Consider the following 20866-nt stretch of genomic DNA (forward strand, 5'->3'; position numbering starts at 1 on the left):
AGCGTGAGGGGTGGGCGATTCGGCGCCCGTCAGGGCGGCAGCGAGCGGGCGGCGGCTCACGCAGGCGCCTCGCTCTCGATGAGCAGGGCGAGGACGACGCGACGGCCTTCGCTCATCAGGATGTTGTAGGTGCGGCAGGCGGCTTGCGTGTCCATCGAGTCGACGCCGATGCGCTCGCTGGTGAGCGACGTGGTCAGGCGCGGATGCGCGAAGCGCAGACGCCCGCCGCTGCCGAAGATGACCAGCTCGGGGTCGAGGCGACGCAAGGCTTCGAAATGGGGCGGCTCGAGCGCATCGAAGCTCGAGACCGGCCAGGGCTGGATCTCGCCCTCGGGCGCGATGATCACGCTGTGCTCGTGGCGAACCTTGTTGACCTCGACATAGCCCGGCCCGTAGCCGGTCACCGTGTTCAATGCTTGCGACGGGTCTTGATGCAGTTTCACTTTCGGAGATTCCCTACCCAGTGGTTGGCCAATGGTGCCCCAGTGGCGACTGAGCGTCGGCAGCTCGCGCAACGGCCGGGCATCTTGCCTCGCATGGCGCAAACCGTCAATGATGCATTGCCGAACTCTGTCATAATTGGCTAAATTATAGCTTTTTGCCGTACGCAGCACGGCAAAACCGTTGCAGTGCGGCATTTGCCACGCCGAACGCGGGGAAACCCGGCGCATCGTGCGCTTCATGCGCGTCGGTCGCCGTGGTTCCGCGTCGCGGGGCGTCCCGCCTGGCCCTGCGCCGCCCGCCAAGACCACAACCGCCGTGAAACCGATCCTCAAATCGCAGAAATTGCAGAATGTCTGCTACGACATTCGTGGGCCCGTGCTCGAACATGCCAAGCGCATGGAAGACGAAGGTCATCGCATCATCAAGCTGAATATCGGCAATCTGGCGCCGTTCGGTTTCGAGCCGCCCGACGAGATCGTGCAGGACATGATCCGCAACCTGCCCAATTCGGCCGGCTATTCGGATTCGCGGGGCGTGTTCGCGGCGCGCAAGGCGATCATGCATTACTGCCAGCAAAAGCGCATCAACGACGTGCAGCTCGACGACATCTACCTCGGCAACGGGGCGTCGGAGCTCATCGTGATGGCCATGCAGGCGTTGCTCAACGACGGCGACGAAGTGCTCGTGCCGGCGCCCGACTATCCGCTGTGGACCGCGGCCGTGAGCCTTTCGGGAGGCACACCGGTGCACTACGTCTGCGACGAGCAGGCCGACTGGCAGCCCGACCTGGCGGACATCCGCAAGAAGATCACGCCCAACACGCGCGCGATCGTCGTTATCAACCCGAACAATCCGACCGGCGCGCTGTACTCGGACGAACTCCTCAAGGAGATCGTGGCGCTTGCGCGCGAGCACAAGCTGATCATCTACGCCGACGAGATCTACGACAAGATCGTCTACGACGGCGCGGAACACACGTCCATCGGCTCGCTGTCGGAGGACGTGCTCACCATCACCTTCAACGGGCTGTCCAAGAGCTATCGCGCGTGCGGCTACCGCGCGGGCTGGATGGTCGTGTCCGGCGACAAGCGTCCGGCGCGCGACTACATCGAAGGGTTGAACATCCTCGCTTCGATGCGCCTGTGCCCGAACGTGCCGGGCCAGTACGCCGTGCAAACGGCGCTGGGCGGTTATCAGAGCATCAAGGATCTGATCGCGCCGGGCGGGCGTCTGTACGAGCAGCGCGAGATCGCGCACCGCATGCTCACCGACATTCCCGGTGTGACGTGCGTGAAGCCCAAGGCGGCGCTGTACCTGTTCCCGCGTCTCGATCCGGCGCTGTATCCCATCGCCAACGATCAGGACTTCATTCTCCAGTTGCTTTGCGACGAAAAGGTCCTGCTGGTGCAGGGCAGCGGCTTCAACTGGATGCATCCGGACCATTTCCGCGTGGTGTTCCTGCCTCACGAGGGCGACCTGGAAGACGCCATCAGTCGCATTGCCCGCTTCCTTGACGGTTATCGCCGTCGCCACGGCAAGTGATGCGCGCCAACCGATTTCGACTTTTGAGTAAAACTGCATGAAACCGATCAAATTGGGCCTCCTCGGCCTTGGCACGGTAGGCTTCGGGGCCTTCCAGGTACTGGCTCGCAACCAGGAGGAAATTCAACGTCGTGCCGGCCGGGGTATCGAGATTACGAAGGTGGCGGTGCGTAATGTCGAGCGGGCCCGCGGGCTCGTCGGCAACGCGGCCGTCGTGACCGGCGATCCGTTCGAGGTCGTCACCGATCCGGACATCGAAGTCGTCGTCGAGACGATCGGCGGTTACGACCTCACGAAGGAACTGGTCCTCAAGGCGATCGAGAACGGCAAGCACGTGGTCACGGCCAACAAGGCGCTGCTCGCCGTGTACGGCAACGAGATCTTCGCCGCGGCGCGCAAGGCCAACGTGATGGTGGCCTTCGAAGCCGCCGTGGCCGGCGGCATCCCGATCATCAAGGCGCTGCGCGAAGGCCTCACGGCCAACCGCATCCAGTGGATCGCGGGCATCATCAACGGCACGACCAACTTCATCCTCTCGGAGATGCGCGACAAGGGCATCGACTTCGACGTGGCGCTCGCCGACGCGCAGCGTCTGGGCTACGCGGAAGCCGATCCGACGTTCGACATCGAGGGCGTGGACGCCGCCCACAAGCTCACGCTCATGAGCGCTATCGCGTTCGGCGTGCCGGTGCAGTTCGACCGCGCCTACGTCGAGGGCATCACCCGGCTGGCGGCGCTCGACATCAAGTATGCGGAAGAGCTCGGCTATCGCATCAAGCTGCTGGGGATCACGCGTCGCACCGACGCCGGGATCGAACTGCGCGTGCATCCGACGCTGATTCCGGCCAAGCGCCTGATCGCCAACGTGGAAGGCGCCATGAACGCCGTGCTGGTGCAGGGCGACGCCGTGGGCGCCACGCTGTACTACGGCAAGGGCGCTGGCGCCGAGCCGACCGCGTCGGCCGTCGTCGCCGACATCGTGGACGTGACGCGTCTGCAGACGGCCGATCCGGGGCACCGCGTACCGCACCTGGCGTTCCAGCACGATGCGCTGTCCGACGCGCCGGTGCTGCCCATCGACGAAGTCACCACGAGCTACTACCTGCGCCTGCGCGTGGTCGACCGCGCCGGCGTGATGGCGGAACTCACGCGCATTCTGGCCGACCTGGACATCTCCATCGACGCGCTGCTGCAGAAGGAATCGCGTGAAGGCGAACACCAGACCGATATCATCATCCTGACGCACCAGACGCAGGAGAAGCACATCAACGCGGCCATCGCCAGGATCGAAGCGATGAGCACCGTGCTCTCGAAGGTGACGCGCATCCGCATGGAGTCGCTGAGCTGAACGGCGAGTCACACCAAGCGATACGACAGGACACGATTCCCATGAAATACATCTCCACGCGCGGCGCCGGCCTCACTTCGGGCGAGCCGCAATCGTTCTCCAGCATCCTGCTCGGCGGGCTGGCGCCGGACGGCGGCCTCTACCTGCCGACCGAGTACCCGCGGGTCAGCGCCGACGAACTGCGCGCCTGGCGCCAGTTGTCGTACGCCGAACTGGCCGCCCGGGTGCTGGGCAAGTTCGCGGGCGACGTCCCGGCGGAGATCCTGGCCGACCTCACGCAGCGCACCTACACCGCCGAGGTGTATCGCAACGTGCGCCCCGGCGAGGACGCCGCCGAGATCACGCCGCTGCTGCCGCTGGGCGTCGAGCAGGGGGCACAGCTCTCGCTGCTGGCGCTCTCGAACGGCCCCACGCTCGCGTTCAAGGACATGGCGATGCAGTTGCTCGGCAACCTGTTCGAGTACGCACTCGCACAGCATGGCGACGCGCTGAACATTCTCGGCGCGACATCGGGCGACACCGGCAGCGCAGCCGAATACGCCATGCGCGGCAAGGAGGGCATTCGTGTGTTCATGCTCTCGCCCGCCGGCAAGATGAGCGCGTTCCAGACCGCGCAGATGTACAGCCTGCAGGATCCGAACATCTTCAACCTCGCGGTCGAAGGCGTCTTCGACGACTGCCAGGACATCGTCAAGGCCGTCTCGAACGATCACGCCTTCAAGGCGCGCTATAAGATCGGCACGGTCAACTCGATCAACTGGGCGCGTGTCGTCGCCCAGGTCGTCTATTACTTCAAGGGCTACTTCGCGGCCACGGGCGGCAAGTCCGGCCAGGACGGCGAGGTCTCGTTCACGGTGCCGTCGGGCAACTTCGGCAACGTCTGTGCGGGCCACATCGCGCGCATGATGGGGCTGCCCATCCGCAAGCTGGTGGTGGCGACCAATGAGAACGACGTGCTCGACGAGTTCTTCCGCACCGGTCGTTATCGCGTGCGCAAATCGGCCGAGACGTTCCATACGAGCAGCCCGAGCATGGACATCTCGAAGGCGTCGAACTTCGAGCGCTTCCTGTTCGATCTGCTCGGCCGCGACGCGACGGCCACGGCGACGCTGCTCGCCAAGGTCGAGAGCGAAGGCGGCTTCGATCTGTCGGGCACCGACGCCTTTGCGCGCGTGGCGCAGTTCGGTTTCGTCTCGGGGCGCAGCACGCACGACGATCGCGTGACGACGATCCAGGACGTGGCCAAGCGCTACGACGTGGTGATCGACACGCACACGGCCGACGGTGTGAAAGTGGCCCGCGAGGCGCTGGAGCCGGGGGTGCCGATGGTGGTGCTCGAAACCGCGCAACCCGCCAAGTTCGCCGAGACGATTCGTGAAGCGCTGCATCGCGAACCGCCGCGCCCGGCCGGGTTCGAGCAACTCGAATCGCTGCCGCAACGCTTCGAGACCGTGGCGAACGACGCGGCGCGCGTGAAGGCGTACATTGCCGAGCACACCGGCCTGTAGGACGGTCGCTGTCGTGCCTTCCCAAGACTTCCGGGCCCATTCGTCATGCTGAGTACCCAAGAAGCTCTCGACGCCGTGCTGGCGGCGGCCCGTCCGCTCGCCGGGACGGAAACCGTCGACACGCTCGCGGCCAATGGCCGCGTGCTGGCGCGCGATGTCGTCGCCACGCTCGATGTCCCGCCGATGGACATCAGTGCGATGGACGGCTATGCCGTGCGTATCGCCGATCTGCATGGTGAAGGGATCTCGCCGCCGATTCTGCCCATTTCGCAGCGCATTCCCGCCGGGCACGCCCCCGCGCCGCTCGCCGGCGGCACGGCGGCGCGGATTTTCACCGGTGCGCCGGTGCCGTCCGGTGCCGACGCGATCGTGATGCAGGAGCAATGCGACGCGCTCGAGGACGGCACGGTCGCGGTTCGCCATACGCCGCGGCCGGGCGAGTTCATCAACCGGCAGGGCGCCGACATCCGGCGCGACAGCGTGGTGCTCGCCGCGGGGACGCGCTTGCGCGCCCCCGCGCTGGGACTGGCGGCTTCCGTGGGCATCGCCCGTCTGGAGGTGGCGCGTCGCCTGCGCGTGGCCGTGTTCTTCACGGGGGACGAACTGACGATGCCCGGCGAGCCGCTGCGCGCGGGCAGCATCTACAACTCGAACCGCTTCGTGTTGCGCAGCCTGCTGGAAAATCTCGGCTGCGAGATGACCGACTACGGGATCGTGCCAGACAATCTGGCGGCCACGCGCGCCATCTTGCGCGACGCGGCCCGCGCCAACGACCTGATCATCACGTCGGGCGGCGTGTCGGTCGGCGAGGAGGATCACGTGAAGCCGGCCGTCGAGGCTGAAGGTCGTCTCAATCTGTGGCAGATCGCTCTCAAACCGGGCAAACCGCTGGCGTACGGCGAGATCCATCGCGCGAACGCCGCAGCGAGTGACGCGGGTGGAGCAGGCGGGACGGCGCACTTCATCGGCCTGCCGGGCAACCCGGTGTCGAGCTTCGTGACGTTCCTGCTGTTCGTGCGGCCGTTCATCCTGCGGCTGCAGGGCGTGACGGATGTCGCCCCGCGCCGCATCGCGATGCGTGCGGACTTCACGCAGACCAAGGCGGATCGCCGCAACGAGTTCGTGCGTGCGCGGATCAATGCGCAGGGCGGGCTGGACGCCTTCCCGAACCAGAGCTCGGCCGTGCTCACGTCGACCGTGTGGGGCGACGGCCTGATCGACAATCCGCCGGGCCATCGCATCGAAGCCGGGCAGACGGTGGCCTTCCTGCCATTCTCCGACCTCCTATATTGAGAGACAGGTGCACCGCTCGCGCGGTGTGCCGGCCAGACTATGCAGATCGAACTTCGCTTTTTTGCCAGCGTGCGCGAGGCGCTCAACCTCGCCGAGGAGCGCGTGGAAGTGCCAGCGGGCGTTGCCACCGTGGGAGACGTGCGCCAGTGGCTGTGCGGCCGTGGCCCGGTGTGGGCCGAGACGCTCGGCGAGCAGCGTGCGCTGCGCATGGCGCTCAACCACACCATGGTGCCTGCCGCCACACGCCTGACCGACGGATGTGAAGTGGCTTTCTTCCCGCCGGTGACGGGCGGCTGAGCGGCAATCATCCTCCACGGAGACGTCGACCATCATGCCGATTCGAGTACAGACTGAGGATTTCGACCTGTCGGAAGAAGTTCGCCAACTGCGCGCAGGCGATCTGCGCGTGGGCGCCGTCGCAAGCTTCGTCGGGACGGTACGCGATCTGAACGATGGCAAGGACGTCTCGCGCATGACCCTGGAGCACTATCCGGGCATGACGGAGAAGGCGCTGGAGGCGATCGTGGCCCAGGCCCGCGAGCGCTGGCGCCTGTTCGACGCGCTCGTGATTCACCGCTACGGCGACCTGGGGCCGGGCGATCAGATCGTGCTCGTGGCCGTCACGTCCGCCCATCGCGGCGACGCGTTCGCGGCCTGCGAATTCATCATGGACTATCTGAAGACGGAAGCCCCGTTCTGGAAGAAGGAGTCCACGCCGCAGGGTGAGCGCTGGGTCGACGCCCGCGATACCGACACGGCCGCCCGAGAGCGCTGGACGGGCGGTGAAAAGGCGTCTGGTCGCTGAATTCGCCCAAATCTTCCTAAGTTCGGCGAATTTCTTCTATTTTTGACGATTGAGGCTCGGCGGCTCGTCGAGGGTTTCTCGTCATTCCTCGCGGCGCGCCTTGGCCCGCTTCACGCTCTCCAGCAGCGCCCGTTGCGCCGGCGGCAGCGCGTATTCCCACCCGAACAGGTTCAGTTGAAGGCTCTCCGCGATGCGGATGGCCGGTTCGGCAAACGCGAAAGCGGCTTGCGGCTCGAACAGCGTGTCCAGCGTATCGAAGAACAGTGCGAGCCAGCGGCTGAAGTGTTCGCCGCTCAGATGCCCGAATGGCTGATGCGCCTGCGTCACGTTGCCGCGGTAGCGCTTGGCGCCGAGCACGATGCTCGACCAGAACGCCACCATCTTTTCCAGGTGCGGGTCCCAGCGGCCCGCCAGCGCTTGTCCGAAGACAGGGCCGAGCATGTCGTCGTCGCGAATGCGTCCGTAGAACGTGTGCACGAGTACCCGCACGGCGCCTTCATCGATCTCGGCGAAGCGCGTCGCGGGAAGGTCGGGCTGGGCGAGGGGCTGCTTTTCGGTATCGACCGCAGTATCGGTGGCGCTCGCGGCGGGCGATTCAGTGTGCAATCCGGCGCGCGATTCAGCGGCGCCAGGCGTTCGGACGGCGGGATGGTCCATGGTGCGGCATGCTTAAAATCGCTATTATGAGCTTCAAACCCGGGCGTGTCCTGCGGTTGCTCGATTCCCCCGAAATCCCCCACCGCAAGCCCCTGCGCCGGCCTGAGACCGGCTTGCGCGAAATGTCAATCGTCGCGCTGTAATGCCCCTTGAAACCGAGGGGAATTGTCCGCACATCCGATCCAGCAAGATTCTTACCGGAGCACTAGATGCGACAAGACAAATTCACCACGCAGTTCCTGGAAGCGCTGGCTGATGCCCAAAGCATGGCAGTCGGTCGCGACCAGCAATACATCGAGCCGCTGCACCTTCTCGCCGCGCTGATCGCACAACCCGAGGGCGCCGCGCGCTCGCTGCTGCAGCGCGCCGGCGTGCAGGTGCAGCCGCTCGCCCACGACATCGAGGCGGCCATCGCCAGGCTGCCGCAGGTGCAGGGCACCGACGGCAACGTGCAGGTCGGGCGCGAGCTCGCCGGCCTGCTCAACCAGGCCGACAAGGAAGCGCAAAAGCATGGCGACAGCTATATCGCCAGCGAAATGTTCCTGCTCGCGCTCGCCGACGACAAGGGCGAGACGGGCAAGCTCGCCCGCGCCCGGGGGCTCACGCGCAAGTCGCTCGAAGCCGCCATCGAAGGCGTGCGCGGCGGCGCATCCGTCAACAGCCAGGATGCCGAGAGCCAGCGCGAAGCCCTCAAGAAGTACACCCTCGACCTGACGGAGCGCGCGGCCCAGGGCAAGCTCGATCCGGTGATCGGCCGCGACGACGAAATCCGTCGCACGATCCAGATCCTGCAACGCCGCACCAAGAACAACCCGGTGCTCATCGGCGAGCCGGGCGTGGGCAAGACCGCCATCGTGGAAGGTCTCGCGCAGCGTATCGTGAACGGCGAAGTGCCGGAGTCGCTCAAGAACAAGCGCGTGCTCGCGCTCGACATGGCCGGGCTCCTCGCGGGCGCCAAGTTCCGTGGCGAATTCGAGGAGCGTCTGAAGGGCGTGCTCAACGACATTGCCAAGGACGAAGGCCGCACGATCCTGTTCATCGACGAGATTCACACGATGGTCGGCGCCGGCAAGGCCGAGGGCGCCATGGACGCGGGCAACATGCTCAAGCCGGCGCTCGCACGCGGCGAACTGCATTGCATCGGCGCGACCACGCTCGACGAATATCGCAAGTACATCGAGAAGGATGCCGCCCTCGAGCGCCGCTTCCAGAAGGTGCTCGTGGAAGAGCCGAGCGTGGAAGCGACCATCGCCATCCTGCGCGGTCTGCAGGAAAAGTACGAACTGCACCACGGCGTGGAGATCACCGACCCGGCCATCGTGGCGGCGGCGGAGCTCAGCCAGCGCTATATCACCGATCGCTTCCTGCCCGACAAGGCCATCGATCTGATCGACGAAGCGGCTTCGAAGATCAAGATGGAAATCGACTCGAAGCCGGAAGTGATGGACAAGCTCGACCGTCGCCTGATTCAGTTGAAGATCGAGCGCGAGGCCATCAAGAAGGAAACCGACGAAGCGTCGCAGAAGCGTCTGGCGTTGATCGAGGAAGAGATCTCGCGTCTGGAGCGCGAGTACGCCGATCTGGAAGAAGTGTGGACGGCCGAGAAGGCTGCCGTGCAGGGCAGCGCACAGGTCAAGGAAGAGATCGACCGCGTGCGCGCCGAGATCGCGAAGCTGCAACGTGAAGGCAAGCTCGACAAGGTGGCCGAACTGCAGTACGGCAAGCTGCCTCAGCTCGAAGCGCAGTTGAAGGACGCCGACGCCGCCGAAGCGGCGGGCCAGCAGGCGCACCCGCGTCTGTTGCGCACGCAGGTCGGCACCGAGGAGATCGCGGAAGTGATCTCGCGGGCCACGGGTATCCCGGTCTCGAAGATGATGCAGGGCGAGCGCGAGAAGCTGCTCAACATGGAAGCGAAGCTGCACGAGCGCGTGGTCGGGCAGGACGAGGCGATCACCGCCGTGGCGGACGCCATCCGTCGTTCGCGCGCAGGGCTGGCCGATCCGAATCGTCCGTACGGTTCGTTCCTGTTTCTCGGACCGACCGGGGTGGGCAAGACCGAGCTGTGCAAGGCGCTCGCCATGTTCCTGTTCGATTCGGAGGAGCACCTCATTCGCATCGACATGAGCGAGTTCATGGAGAAGCACAGCGTGGCGCGTCTGATCGGCGCGCCCCCGGGCTACGTCGGCTATGAGGAAGGGGGCTATCTCACCGAAGCCGTGCGTCGCAAGCCGTACAGCGTGATCCTGCTCGACGAGATCGAGAAGGCGCACCCGGACGTGTTCAACGTGCTGCTGCAGGTACTGGACGACGGTCGCATGACCGACGGTCAGGGGCGCACCGTGGACTTCAAGAACACGGTGATCGTGATGACGTCGAACCTCGGTTCGTCGATGATCCAGTCCATGGTGGGCGAGCCGCAGGATCGCATCAAGGACGCCGTGTGGACGGAGATCAAGGATCACTTCCGTCCGGAGTTCCTGAACCGGATCGACGAAGTCGTGGTGTTCCACGGACTCGACCAGAAGCACATCGAGTCGATCGCATCGATCCAGATCGAGATCCTGCGTCAACGTCTGGCGAAGCTCGACATGACGCTCGACGTCAGCAAGGCGGCGCTCATGCACGTGGCACGCGAGGGCTTCGATCCGGTGTTCGGGGCACGTCCGCTCAAGCGCGCCATCCAGCAGGAGATCGAAAACCCGGTCGCCAAGCTGGTGCTCGCCGGCAAGTTCGGGCCGAAGGACACGATCCCGGTCGACTGGCGCAACGGCCGCTTCACCTTCGAAGGCGAGGCGGCGGCACAGGCGGCCAAGGACAGCCAGGCCGCTGCGGAGTAACGCCGGGCGGACGCTCGCGCAGAGGCGGCGGGCTCATGCTCGCTGACGGCGATCGGGCAACGTCCATAACGTCGCTGACATTGGTAGTGCCGACAACCCCGCGTTCCTCACGGAGCGCGGGGTTATTTTTTCCGCCGAGGCGAGCGGTGGCCACGGAGGTCCCGCCGCATGCACGTCCACGAGCGGGCACGCGGATGCCCGGCATTGGCGTGTCACAATCGTCGGTGAGAATGCCGGACTGGCCGGCCGCAGGGCATGCTGTCGGAGCTGACGTCGTTCGCGACGCCCACCGACCGTTCGCGCAACCCGCCGCGGCTTTCGTCGCATGGCAGGTGCCCGGCTGGCGCTCCGGTCCTATCGTTCCGTCATCGAATCGCTCGAGGAGAGGACGTGATGACGACGATAGTGGCATTGCATGTGGCAGCCGCCGGGGTGGCGGTGTTGCTCGGTATCGGAATTCTGGTGCTTCGGCGCGGGACGCCGCGCCACCGATGGCTGGGACGGGCGTGGGCGCTGGCGATGGTGGTGACGGCGGTGTCGAGCTTCGGCATCCGGGAGTTGCGACACGGCGAGCTGTCGTGGTTACACTTGCTCGCGGCGTGGGTACTGTTCAGCCTGACGATGGCGATCACGGCCATCCGGCGCGGCAACGTGGCGTTGCATCGGCGTAGTATGCTGGGCCTCTACACGGGCCTGGTCGTCGCCGGCGTGGCAGCGGTCGCGGTGCCGGGCCGCACGTTGAGTCTGTCGCTCGCGCGCCCGCCGCAGGCGTTCGTCGCGAGAGACGAGACGGCACAAAGAGAAATGACGGCGCTTGTGATGCAGCACACAGGAGAACGCGGGGCAGGCGGGCAAGGTGGATCACAATGACAACGACGATGAGACGACCGCAATCCGTGGAGCCGGCCGTGCCGCCGGAGCGCGCCGCGCCGCGTGGGCTCTGGCTGTCCTTTGTGCGCGAGCTGGCCGGTGTGTTGCTGTTCAATACGCTCATTGCCGTGATCCTTCGGCTCATCGGCTTTGGCGGCACGTTCTGGCAGAACCTCGTATTCAGTCAGTGCATCGGGATCTCGATCGCGGTGTTGATCGACGGCGGACGCCGGGTGCTGTGGCGGCGAGGCGCGCCGCCGATGGCGCCGTTCCTGCTGTTGGTGGCGTTTGGATGCGCGGCGGGGCTCGCTGCCGGCATCGCGTTGGGCACGGCGCTGCTGGGTGTGCCCATGGCGATATGGCGTCCGGTCAACGGTCACACGGTGCCGATCGTGCTGGTGATCGCATTGCTGGGGACCGCCATTGGCACGTATAACGGCTGGTCCCGGGCCAGACTGGCGCAACTGCGCGAAGCCGCCGCGCAGCAGGCGCTGCGTGAGGCGGCCGCCGAGAAGCAACTGGTGCGGGCGCAGTTGCAGACGCTTCAGGCGCAACTCGAACCGCACTTTCTCTTCAACGTGCTGGCCAATCTCGATTCGTTGATCGCGAGCGATCCGGCGCGAGCGCGCGAATTGCTTGGACATCTGAACCGGTTCGTGCGCGCATCGCTCGCCGCGACGCGCGCCGAGTCCACCACGCTGGCCGACGAATTCGCGTTGATCGACGCGTTGCTGGCAATTCAGCGAATCCGCTTTGGCGAACGCCTGCGCTACCGCATCGATTTGCCGGACGACTGCCGCGCGCTGCGTGTGTTGCCGATGCTCGTTCAGCCGCTTGTGGAGAACGCCATCAAGCACGGTGTGGAGCCGCTCACCGAGGGCGCCGCGGTGCACGTGAGTGCGCAACGCGAGCCTCTGGGGAACGGCGGCGAGTGTGTTGTCCTTCGCGTAGCCGATGACGGTGCGGGTTTTCGCGCGGCTGGGGGCGCTGGATCGATGTCGGCGGGAGCGGTGGGCGCGGCCGCATCGACGGCAGCGGGTGCATCCGGCGTCGACCCGATCGGTTTGCGTGGGCCGAGCGAGGGTGACGGCGTCGGCCTGACCAATATTCGAGAGCGCCTGCGTGTGCTCTACGGCGACGCCGCGCGCCTCACGCTCACCGAGCGCGTGCCGCGCGGCGTGATCGCGACGCTACGGCTGCCCGTGGGGGCGCCCGGGTCGCCAACGGCATAGGTTTCCAGTCCCAGTGAGTGCAGTGCATGACACCCCCCGTCGCTTTGATTGCCGAAGACGAACCGTTGCTCGCCGACGCCTTGCGCGCGCTGCTCGCGCACGCGTGGCCCGAACTGCGGATGTTGCCCGTGGCGCCGGACGGCACGTCGGCGATTGCCGCCATCGCGCAGTCGCAGCCGGATGTGGTCTTTCTCGACATCGCGATGCCCGGCATGTCGGGACTCGATGTCGCGCGCGCGTGCGCACGCCTGGCGCGGCCGCCGCAGATCGTGTTCGTGACGGCGTTCGACCGCTTCGCGCTCGACGCCTTCGAAGCGGCCGCCGTGGACTACCTGCTCAAGCCGGTGGAGCCCGACCGGCTCGCACGCACGGTCGCTCGCGTACGGGAGCGGCTTGCGTCACCGTCCGGTGGCACACTTTCGCAACTGTTGACGACGCTGCGCGCGCATCTGGAACAGGAATCCGTACCGCTGGCGGCGAGCACGGACGGGAACGGCGGAGAGGGTTCTTCGGCGTTGGCCGCCAACGGAACGAAGGGCACGAAAGGTGCGAAGGGCGTGAAAGGCACGATCGGCACGATCGGCGCGAACGGTTCGAATGATTCGAATGGCACGCGTCCGTCAGTTCACCACGAAGCACTCACGATGAGGGCAGATGTGCAGAACGCTGACACCGCGGCTGCAGCGGGCGCAGCGATCCCGCCTCGGGACTACTTGCGTTTCGTGCGGGCGTCGGTCGGCGACGAGATCCGCATCGTGCCGGTGGAGGAGGTGTGCTTCTTCGAGGCGGCCGACAAGTACGTGATGGTCGCGACCGTCGACGGCGACCTGCTCATTCGGACCAGCTTGCGCGAGTTGCTGCCGCAGCTCGACCCGTCGCGCTTCTGGCAGGTGCATCGCAGCACTGTCGTCAACGTGGCGGAAGTCGTGAGCGCGCAGCACACGCCGCTCGGCCGCCTCACGCTCAAGCTCAAGCGTCGCAAGGACCGGGTGGCCGTCAGTCGCCAGTACGCTCACCTGTTTCGACAGATGTAGCGTCGGGTGCGGGCGCGAAGAACTCGCTGGGCGTGCGTCCGAAGGTGCGCTTGAACATCGCCGAGAATGCGCTCTGGCTCCGGTAGCCAAGCTCACGCGCGATGCGCGCGAGCGGATAGCCTTTCGACGCGAGCGGAATCGCCTGCGCGAGCACGACCTGCTGCCGCCACTGCACGAAACTCATGTTGAGCTCCTGCCGGAACAGGCGCCCGATCGTGCGCGGGCTGGCCCCGGCATAGCGGGCCCATTGGTCGAGCGTCCAGGCGCGCGCCGGATCGGCCAGCATCGCGTTGCACAGCGTGAGCAGACGCTTGTCGCGCGGCAGCGGCACTTCCAGCGGCAGTGGCGACGCGCGCCGCAACTCGTCCAGGATCAGCTTGCCGAGCCACTGCTCGCGCGGTGCGTCGAGTTCCGTTTCGGGGACATCGATGGCCGCGATCAATTCGCGCAGCAGCGACGAGACTTCCACCACGCGACAGTGATCGAGCCCGGCCGGAATGACCGTCGGGTGCACGTACAGCGTGCGCAGGTAGGACGGTTCGTTCACTTGCAGGCTGTGTTCGACGTTCGGCGGTATCCAGATGGCGCGCGACGGCGGGACGATCCACGCTGCATCGGCCACTGCGATCTGGATCACGCCGCGCGGCGTGTAGGCGACCTGCGCCCAGGCATGACGATGATCGGGCACGCGAATGCCGTCGCGTAGCGGCCGTCCGCGCACGCGAACCGGACGTTCGTGGGTCGGCGTGAACTCGACGGGCACCACGTGCTTCGCCGGTGCTTCGGAGGCGGCCGGATCGCTTGCCTGCGGCTCGGCATCGCCGCGCTCGGGGCTTGGCAATGCGTCGGTCGGTGCAGCGGCCGGCACGGAGGGGATGTGGGGCATGGCGTAAGCACGACAATTTGTGTGCCATAAGTGTAATTCAGCCGCCTTGACCCTTGCGCCCGTTGAATCCATTGCGTTCATTGCGTCCATTGTGGCCGCGGCGGTGCTTCACGCCGAAGCCGGGCCTACGAGAGCACCGTCCTTCCGGGCGAACCGGCATCAGCTTTCCGGGTCGCCAAGGCGCTATGATCGGCGCATCGACGACCCAACGATGGATACGCTATGAACGAGCCCACACGCGTCGCGTCGCACGACGACGCGATCTACGCTTTCGTCTACGGCACCCTGCGCGCCGGAGAGATCAACGACATGATGCGCGCGGCGCAGCGGCATGGCATTGCCGCACCGGTCTACATCGGTACCGCTGCAATGCCCGGACGGCTCTACGATTTCGGCGCTTATCCCGGCATGGTTCTCGCGACCTCCGGCGCAGACGCCGCCCGCGTGACCGGAGACGTCTATCGTATTCCGGCGGCGCTGGTCCCGGTGCTCGATGACATCGAAGCGGTGTACCCGGGCGAGGCGGGGCTGTTCGTTCGCGAAGTGTGGGATGTCGTTTGCGATGGCGCGACGTATGCCTGCATCGTTTATCCGGTCAGTACGTCGGCGGTGTCGCAACTTCCGCAAATTCCGGATGGCGACTGGGTCGCCTATCGCCGTGCCCGGGATACGAGCGCGGCTTGAAATGTCGTCTTGTGTGTCAGGAGCGGGAATGGCGGCCAGGAGCACACGGCGTGCCCGGGGGGTGTCCGGGGCTATTTGTCGCCGACAGACGGTTCCGGCGGCGGTGCGGCCATTCGCATACGAAACCCGAACGGATTGAGCGAGGTGCCGACGTCGTAGTGATCGATGCCGTCCGTGCGCTTGAGCCAGCGCGCCAGACCCAGCGTCGCGGGCAGCACCAGCCACTGCAGTGCGCACTTGAAGACGAATTCGATCCCGGCCATGCGAGCCATTGCGTCGACGTCGAGCACATAGGCAAACGCCACCACCACGAAGACGATCGAGTCCAGTGCCGCCGCCAGCGCGCTGCCCAACGTGAAACGAAGACTGGCCAGCCGGCCGTGCATCGCGACCTTCATGCGTGCGAGCGTCGCGGCGTTCGCGAACTCGCCCACGAGGCATGCCGACACGGAGGCGAGGAACATGTGCGCGATGGCCTCGAACCAGCGGCGCTGAACCTCGTCGGTGAAGCCGGTTTGCGCGGCCCACGCGGGGTCTGTCGGAAACATCGCCATGAGCCATAGAAACGCCAGCATTACCAGATTGGCGCCGAGACCGCTCCAGATCACCACGCGGCTGATGCGGTAGCCATAGACTTCGGTCAGTACCGACGAGAACAGATAGGCGAACGGGAAGCTGATGAGGGCGGCCGAGATCGTGAGACGCAACGGCTCGCCCGACACCGTCCAGGGCAGAACGACCTCGCACACGCGCGCGCCCATCGCGTTCGAAATCAGCAGGAAGCTGACGAAGCCGATGGCCAGCACGATGACGGCGGGCGTGATGCGGGTGGCCTGGCGGGCGGGCAAAGAGGGGCCGGGGAGCGGCGTTGCGGTGGTATCGGTTGTTGCCATCATTGACGAACGGTGCGGAGGTTGGTGACGGACGTGGCATGCGTCGAGCGCACGGGGTTGATGTCGATGCCGTGGCGTCGCGTGAAGCGTGCACTGACGACGAGCCGCGTCGGTGCGCATTGCGCGAGGATATCGGAGAAAAGCGTCTCCACGCATTGCTCGATGTACATCTCGCTGTCCCGGTACGACAGCACGTACGCCAGCAGCGAACGCCGGCAGATCGGCGTGCCAGTGTAGTCGAACCATACCGTGCCGTAGTCGACGCCGCCGCTGAGCGGGCAGCGGATGCTCAAAAGGTCGGAAGTCAGGCATTCGTGCACGGTGGATGGGAACGGGGACGAGGATGCGCACGAGGAGGGCGCTGCCGCCGCGTCGCGCGCCCGGGACAGGAGGTCGGCGCGCACGCCGCCGCGCACCACGCCGACGGGCTCCGAATCGAGCGTCTGTGTATCGGGCGCGCAAGCCATGGTCGTGCGCACCGCCTGACGTACGGGCGTCGTGCGAACGAGGACATACTCCTGCAAAGACCGCGACAACTCACCCGCAACGTGTGCCTCGAGCGCTTCCGGCGATTCGAAGCACTGCTCGCGCAGCGTCAGGAAGTAGCGTTGCGCGTCCGCCATTTCCAGGGTGTAGGGGGAACTGCACGGAATGACCAGTTCGACGACGGCGATCTGCGGCCGTTCGTGCATGTCGAGCCAGCTCACTTCGTAGTGATTCCACAGGTCGTAGCCACGCGCGGCGACGATCGCCGACGGGGGGCGGCACCGAAGCCGGCTTCGGGGGATGGGATGAATCGCGGCACGCTGGCGCGAGAGTGGCCGTGCGGCGCTGAGGTCGATGTCCGCAAGCTCCCACTGCGGCGGACGGTGTGAATCGCGAAAGGTCATATCGTGTGCAGTCCGGAATCGGTCGACCCACGACCCTATCGCGCGACATCTCGCACCTGCAATGGGGCGACTCTGAAAATATGACGGTGGAACCCTCTCTCCTTTTTGAACGGATCGCACGGCAGAGGATTGGGCGTGATGCGTCGCCATGTCCGAATATGACCAGCGCTGCCGGTGCCGATATGGGACGATTCAGTCACTTCGACTCTCTCGGGGCGGCCTGTCCGCCGCCCGTTCGACCATGCGTTCTTCCGACATCGCCCGTTTGTTGACGCTTTCCGCCATCTGGGGAGCGAGCTTTCTGTTCATGCGCATCATCGTGCCCGCCCTCGGGCCGCTGCCCACGGCGTTCCTGCGCGTCCTGCTCGGCGCGACAGGCCTCGCCGTCATCCTGCTGGTGATGCGCGTGCGCTGGCAGTTCAAGGGGCTGCTGGGCGCATCGATGGCGTTAGGCGTCATCAACTCCGGCATCCCCTTCGTGATGTACTGCCTCGCGGCGCGCGTACTGCCCGCCGGCTACTCCGCCATTCTCAACGCCACCACGCCGCTCATGGGCGTGATCATCGGCGCGCTCTTCTTCCGCGAACGGCTCACGAGTGCCAAGGCGCTCGGCGTCCTGCTGGGGCTGATCGGCGTCGCGGTGCTCACGCGCACCGGGCCGGTGACGATGTCGGGCCCGGTGCTGATGGGCGCGCTGGCGTGTCTCGTCGCGACCTCGTGCTACGGTCTCGCCGGCTATCTGACCAAACGGTGGATCACTGAGCGGGGTGGCCTCGACGCCAAGCTCGTGGCCTTCGGCAGCCAGTTGGGCGCGTCGGTCGTGCTGCTGCCGTTCTTTGCCTATATCTCGGCCACCGCCGACATTCCCGGGCCGGTGACCGGTGGCGTGTGGGCCGCCATGGCGGCACTCGGTTTCCTGTGCAGTGCGGTCGCCTACATGTTGTTCTTCCGCCTGATCGCGGATCTCGGACCATTGCGCTCGCTGACCGTCACGTTCCTCATCCCGCCGTTCGGCGTTCTGTGGGGCGCGCTGTTCCTCGACGAAGCCGTCACCCTGGCGCATCTGGCGGGAGGCTGTTTCATCGCCTTGGCCGTGTGGCTCGTGTGCAAGCCGCCCAAGGCGGCGCCTGCCACCCATCGCGCCACCTCATGACGTGACGCGCGGTGTGGCGGGATCGCCGGGCGCCGCAGCGACTGCGACTCCGCAATCCGCAATCCGCAATCCGCAATCCGCAACCTCGCCTCCTCCCCGAAGCCGATAACTTGTGTTATCGGCTTTTTTCATGATGCGAAATGTCTTTGCGATCCGTAAAAATTTGCGCTGCTTGGCACAATGGCGTGATTTCAGGAAGGAAAATATCGTTTCACATCAAGAAATAATTTCTTTATCTGATTGATTTTAATAAATAAAAAATATCTGATAAGACGGTAATTCGTTCTGTTGCGTTGCGTGACAAATCCCTAAACTCTTATACAAGACCTGCCGATTTGGAGACGCCGCAAGCGGTCAACCAAGACCCCCCGGCAAGGACAAGGCAGCAAGAGTCACCTTCTTATTTGTATCGAGAAACCAGGAGAGATCATCATGACGACGCGTCAAGAACAAGTGAAGCAACTGGAGCAGGACTGGGCGAACAATCCGCGCTGGAAAGGCATCAAGCGCGGTTATACGGCCGAGGACGTGGTTCGCCTGCGCGGTTCGATCCAGCCGGAGCAGACGCTGGCCCGCCGCGGTGCCGAGCGCCTGTGGAACATGATCAACGAAGAGCCGTTCGTCAACGCCCTCGGCGCGTTGACCGGCAACCAGGCCATGCAGCAGGTCAAGGCAGGCCTCAAGGCGATCTACCTGTCGGGCTGGCAAGTCGCAGGCGACGCCAACCTCGCGGGCGAAATGTACCCGGATCAGTCGCTGTACCCGGCCAACTCGGTGCCGCAGGTCGTGCGTCGCATCAACAACACGTTCACGCGCGCCGACCAGATTCAATGGTCGGAAGGCAAGAACCCGGGCGACGAAGGCTACATCGACTACTTCGCACCGATCGTGGCCGATGCCGAAGCCGGTTTCGGCGGCGTGCTCAACGCCTTCGAACTGATGAAGGCGATGATCGAAGCGGGTGCCGGCGGCGTTCACTTCGAAGACCAGCTCGCGTCGGTCAAGAAGTGCGGCCACATGGGCGGCAAGGTGCTCGTGCCGACGCGCGAAGCGGTGGCCAAGCTGGTGGCCGCGCGTCTGGCTGCGGACGTGCTCGGCGTGCCGACGGTGCTCATCGCCCGTACCGATGCCGAAGCCGCGGACCTCATCACGGCGGACGTCGACCCGCTCGACCAGCCGTTCTGCACCGGCGAGCGCACGGTCGAGGGCTTCTATCGCACCCGCAATGGCCTCGATCAGGCGATCGCGCGTGGCCTGGCCTATGCGCCGTACGCCGACCTGGTGTGGTGCGAGACCGGCAAGCCGGATCTCGAGTTCGCCAAGCAGTTCGCGGAAGGCATTCACAAGCACTTCCCGGGCAAGATGCTCTCGTACAACTGCTCGCCGTCGTTCAACTGGAAGAAGAACCTCGACGACGCGACCATCGCCAAGTTCCAGAAGGAACTCGGGGCAATGGGCTACAAGTTCCAGTTCATCACGCTGGCTGGCTTCCACAGCCTGAATTACTCGATGTTCAACCTGGCGCATGGCTATGCCCGCCGTCAGATGAGCGCCTTCGTCGAGTTGCAGGAAGCCGAATTCGCCGCGGCCGACAAGGGCTTCACGGCGGTCAAGCACCAGCGCGAGGTGGGTACGGGCTACTTCGATGCCGTCACGCAAACGATCGAGCGCGACGCATCGACCACGGCCCTGAAGGGTTCGACGGAGGACGAACAGTTCTTCGACGAGAAGAAGGCGCAAGTCAAGGCAGCCTGACCGGGCTGAGGGAGGGCGTGGTGCGCCCGTCCGCGACGATGCGCGTGGGGGCGTGTCGTCGCGGTACGGAACGTACGGCGCCATGACTGCGCATCCGGCCTATCCGGCCGGGGCGGCGCGAACTGCGGTCCCGTCGCAGCGAGTGCCGCAATGCACGCCTGACGAGAAGAGGCCCGCGAGCTTATCCGGCTCGTGGGCCTTTTTTCATGTTTCGTCCCTCGGCCGAGTTGCCGCGACGCTTGAGCCGATCGGAGCCGATCCGAAGGCCGTCACCGCGCCGCGTGCGCAGAGGTGCTCATCGATAGACGAGAACGGGAATCTTGGAGTGCACGAGAACGCGCTGCGTTTCGCTGCCGAGCAACAGGCTGGAGAGGCCGCGTCGGCCGTGGGAGGCCATCAGGATGACGTCGCAGCCATGACGTTCGGCCGCATCGATGATGCCGAGATAGGGCGCCGGAAACGTAGAGCTGTCGCGGTCGAACGGCACGCCCGCAGCGGCGGCGGCGGCGGCCAGTTTGTCGAGATGCGCGCTCGCCTCTTCGGCGATGCGCTCGCTGAACGTGTTGGGCGCCTCGAGCACGTATTCGCTGAACGGCGAATACGGGTACTCGGCGAGGCAGCAATAGCCCGTGACTCTCGCGCCCAGTGCACGCGCCAGTTCGAGTCCGCCGGTGACGGCTTTCTCGGAGAGATCCGAACCATCGGTCGGAATGAGGATGTGGGTAAACAACATATGACCTCCCGCTGTTTGCGTTGCTGAACACGCGTTCACAGGCTCGCGCAGGTATTTCGGTCTTGCACCCAGCCCGTCGCGGTGCTCCGTCAACGGACCCTTCGCTTCGATTCTATGGCTTTGGCGCGACGCAACAACGGGGGCAAACCCGATGCCGCGGATATCGTCGCACCGGCATCTTCAGTAAAGCGCAATGCACGTGCACAGGTATCGTGCAGGAACCCGTTGCGCACAAAAGACCGGAATTCGATACGTCCGCCCGCCATCGCATCGTCAGCATTCCTCATCTGTGCATGAGACGC

19 protein-coding genes are annotated in these 20866 nt (G+C 65.4%); 13 read left to right on the forward strand and 6 right to left on the reverse strand.

Annotation, left to right across the window (positions count from 1 at the left end):
- Positions 1–56 precede the first annotated feature (56 nt).
- Complete coding sequence (locus RO07_RS11230; protein WP_039410758.1) at positions 57–443, reverse strand: Mth938-like domain-containing protein; 387 nt, start codon at positions 441–443, stop codon at positions 57–59.
- 316 nt (positions 444–759) lie between these two features.
- Here RO07_RS11230 and RO07_RS11235 point away from each other — a divergent pair, with 316 nt between their 5' ends.
- Genes RO07_RS11235 through moaE form a run of 6 tightly spaced genes read left to right on the forward strand, consistent with a single transcriptional unit; the run spans position 760 to position 6940 of the window.
- Positions 760–1986 (forward strand): pyridoxal phosphate-dependent aminotransferase, encoded by a 1227-nt coding sequence (locus tag RO07_RS11235; RefSeq protein WP_039415113.1) that lies wholly within the window; start codon positions 760–762, stop codon positions 1984–1986.
- A gap of 37 nt (positions 1987–2023) precedes the next feature.
- On the forward strand, positions 2024–3334 hold the full coding sequence (locus RO07_RS11240) for a homoserine dehydrogenase (protein ID WP_039410761.1): 1311 nt from the start codon (positions 2024–2026) through the stop codon (positions 3332–3334).
- A gap of 41 nt (positions 3335–3375) precedes the next feature.
- Entirely contained in the window at positions 3376–4842 is a 1467-nt protein-coding gene (gene thrC, locus RO07_RS11245) for a threonine synthase (protein WP_039410763.1), read from the forward strand.
- Positions 4843–4887: 45 nt separating this feature from the next.
- Positions 4888–6135, forward strand: a complete 1248-nt coding sequence (locus RO07_RS11250) for a molybdopterin molybdotransferase MoeA (RefSeq protein ID WP_052267203.1) — start codon at positions 4888–4890, stop codon at positions 6133–6135.
- Positions 6136–6174: 39 nt separating this feature from the next.
- A complete protein-coding gene (gene moaD, locus RO07_RS11255) occupies positions 6175–6432 on the forward strand; it encodes a molybdopterin converting factor subunit 1 (protein WP_039410766.1) in 258 nt (85 codons plus the stop codon).
- A 34-nt stretch (positions 6433–6466) separates the two neighbouring features.
- Positions 6467–6940 (forward strand): molybdopterin synthase catalytic subunit MoaE, encoded by a 474-nt coding sequence (gene moaE / locus RO07_RS11260; protein ID WP_039410769.1) that lies wholly within the window; start codon positions 6467–6469, stop codon positions 6938–6940.
- An 81-nt stretch (positions 6941–7021) separates the two neighbouring features.
- Here moaE and RO07_RS11265 read toward each other — a convergent pair whose 3' ends face one another.
- Positions 7022–7597 (reverse strand): group III truncated hemoglobin, encoded by a 576-nt coding sequence (locus tag RO07_RS11265; RefSeq protein WP_237171423.1) that lies wholly within the window; start codon positions 7595–7597, stop codon positions 7022–7024.
- Between the two features lie 209 nt (positions 7598–7806).
- Between RO07_RS11265 and clpB the strand changes: the two genes are divergently transcribed.
- The 4 genes from clpB (at position 7807) to RO07_RS26565 (ending at position 13570) form a co-directional block, all read left to right on the forward strand.
- The gene (gene clpB, locus RO07_RS11270) at positions 7807–10434 is read left to right on the forward strand and encodes an ATP-dependent chaperone ClpB (RefSeq protein ID WP_039410771.1); all 2628 of its coding nucleotides are present in this window, start codon (positions 7807–7809) and stop codon (positions 10432–10434) included.
- A 393-nt stretch (positions 10435–10827) separates the two neighbouring features.
- Entirely contained in the window at positions 10828–11304 is a 477-nt protein-coding gene (locus RO07_RS11275; protein WP_052267204.1) for a DUF2306 domain-containing protein, read from the forward strand.
- A gap of 8 nt (positions 11305–11312) precedes the next feature.
- Positions 11313–12536 carry a sensor histidine kinase gene (locus tag RO07_RS11280; RefSeq protein WP_160118048.1) on the forward strand — a complete coding sequence of 408 codons (1224 nt, stop codon included), beginning with the start codon at positions 11313–11315 and terminating at the stop codon, positions 12534–12536.
- A gap of 26 nt (positions 12537–12562) precedes the next feature.
- Positions 12563–13570 (forward strand): LytR/AlgR family response regulator transcription factor, encoded by a 1008-nt coding sequence (locus tag RO07_RS26565; RefSeq protein ID WP_039410773.1) that lies wholly within the window; start codon positions 12563–12565, stop codon positions 13568–13570.
- On the opposite strand, the gene RO07_RS11290 is transcribed toward RO07_RS26565, so the two are convergent.
- Positions 13533–14456: an AraC family transcriptional regulator gene (locus RO07_RS11290; protein ID WP_084072563.1), complete on the reverse strand. Its 924-nt coding sequence runs from the start codon at positions 14454–14456 to the stop codon at positions 13533–13535. The genes RO07_RS26565 and RO07_RS11290 overlap by 38 nt on opposite strands.
- Before the next feature lie 222 nt (positions 14457–14678).
- On the opposite strand from RO07_RS11290, the gene RO07_RS11295 reads away from it, so the two are divergent.
- On the forward strand, positions 14679–15140 hold the full coding sequence (locus tag RO07_RS11295) for a gamma-glutamylcyclotransferase family protein (RefSeq protein WP_052267206.1): 462 nt from the start codon (positions 14679–14681) through the stop codon (positions 15138–15140).
- A 71-nt stretch (positions 15141–15211) separates the two neighbouring features.
- On the opposite strand, the gene RO07_RS11300 is transcribed toward RO07_RS11295, so the two are convergent.
- Both RO07_RS11300 and RO07_RS11305 read right to left on the reverse strand, forming a co-directional pair.
- Positions 15212–16036, reverse strand: coding sequence for a VUT family protein (locus RO07_RS11300; RefSeq protein WP_160118047.1), 825 nt, complete (start codon positions 16034–16036; stop codon positions 15212–15214).
- On the reverse strand, positions 16033–16923 hold the full coding sequence (locus RO07_RS11305; RefSeq protein WP_052267207.1) for a 7-cyano-7-deazaguanine reductase: 891 nt from the start codon (positions 16921–16923) through the stop codon (positions 16033–16035). Before RO07_RS11305 ends, RO07_RS11300 begins: the two co-directional genes overlap by 4 nt.
- A gap of 241 nt (positions 16924–17164) precedes the next feature.
- Here RO07_RS11305 and RO07_RS11310 point away from each other — a divergent pair, with 241 nt between their 5' ends.
- Together RO07_RS11310 and aceA are read left to right on the forward strand one after the other, a co-directional pair.
- On the forward strand, positions 17165–18076 hold the full coding sequence (locus RO07_RS11310; protein ID WP_039410778.1) for a DMT family transporter: 912 nt from the start codon (positions 17165–17167) through the stop codon (positions 18074–18076).
- Between the two features lie 432 nt (positions 18077–18508).
- Complete coding sequence (gene aceA / locus RO07_RS11315) at positions 18509–19831, forward strand: isocitrate lyase (RefSeq protein WP_039410780.1); 1323 nt, start codon at positions 18509–18511, stop codon at positions 19829–19831.
- 295 nt (positions 19832–20126) lie between these two features.
- Here the strand turns inward: aceA and RO07_RS11320 are convergent, their stop codons facing one another.
- Entirely contained in the window at positions 20127–20561 is a 435-nt protein-coding gene (locus tag RO07_RS11320; RefSeq protein ID WP_039415134.1) for a universal stress protein, read from the reverse strand.
- Positions 20562–20866 lie beyond the last annotated feature (305 nt).

It is taken from the genome of Pandoraea pulmonicola, from assembly GCF_000815105.2.
GTDB lineage: Bacteria > Pseudomonadota > Gammaproteobacteria > Burkholderiales > Burkholderiaceae > Pandoraea > Pandoraea pulmonicola.

What these genes read in the sequence shown, in the direction of transcription:
- aceA (WP_039410780.1), top strand. Translation starts at nt 18,509, where the DNA reads ATGACGACGCGTCAAGAACAAGTGAAGCAACTGGAGCAGGACTGGGCG.
- clpB (WP_039410771.1), top strand. Translation starts at nt 7,807, where the DNA reads ATGCGACAAGACAAATTCACCACGCAGTTCCTGGAAGCGCTGGCTGAT.
- RO07_RS11295 (WP_052267206.1), top strand. Translation starts at nt 14,679, where the DNA reads ATGAACGAGCCCACACGCGTCGCGTCGCACGACGACGCGATCTACGCT.
- RO07_RS11280 (WP_160118048.1), top strand. Translation starts at nt 11,313, where the DNA reads ATGAGACGACCGCAATCCGTGGAGCCGGCCGTGCCGCCGGAGCGCGCC.
- RO07_RS11300 (WP_160118047.1), bottom strand. Translation starts at nt 16,036, where the DNA reads ATGATGGCAACAACCGATACCACCGCAACGCCGCTCCCCGGCCCCTCT.
- RO07_RS11240 (WP_039410761.1), top strand. Translation starts at nt 2,024, where the DNA reads ATGAAACCGATCAAATTGGGCCTCCTCGGCCTTGGCACGGTAGGCTTC.
- RO07_RS26565 (WP_039410773.1), top strand. Translation starts at nt 12,563, where the DNA reads ATGACACCCCCCGTCGCTTTGATTGCCGAAGACGAACCGTTGCTCGCC.
- RO07_RS11290 (WP_084072563.1), bottom strand. Translation starts at nt 14,456, where the DNA reads ATGCCCCACATCCCCTCCGTGCCGGCCGCTGCACCGACCGACGCATTG.
- RO07_RS11305 (WP_052267207.1), bottom strand. Translation starts at nt 16,923, where the DNA reads ATGACCTTTCGCGATTCACACCGTCCGCCGCAGTGGGAGCTTGCGGAC.
- RO07_RS11250 (WP_052267203.1), top strand. Translation starts at nt 4,888, where the DNA reads ATGCTGAGTACCCAAGAAGCTCTCGACGCCGTGCTGGCGGCGGCCCGT.
- RO07_RS11275 (WP_052267204.1), top strand. Translation starts at nt 10,828, where the DNA reads ATGACGACGATAGTGGCATTGCATGTGGCAGCCGCCGGGGTGGCGGTG.
- thrC (WP_039410763.1), top strand. Translation starts at nt 3,376, where the DNA reads ATGAAATACATCTCCACGCGCGGCGCCGGCCTCACTTCGGGCGAGCCG.
- moaE (WP_039410769.1), top strand. Translation starts at nt 6,467, where the DNA reads ATGCCGATTCGAGTACAGACTGAGGATTTCGACCTGTCGGAAGAAGTT.
- RO07_RS11265 (WP_237171423.1), bottom strand. Translation starts at nt 7,597, where the DNA reads ATGGACCATCCCGCCGTCCGAACGCCTGGCGCCGCTGAATCGCGCGCC.
- RO07_RS11310 (WP_039410778.1), top strand. Translation starts at nt 17,165, where the DNA reads ATGCGTTCTTCCGACATCGCCCGTTTGTTGACGCTTTCCGCCATCTGG.
- moaD (WP_039410766.1), top strand. Translation starts at nt 6,175, where the DNA reads ATGCAGATCGAACTTCGCTTTTTTGCCAGCGTGCGCGAGGCGCTCAAC.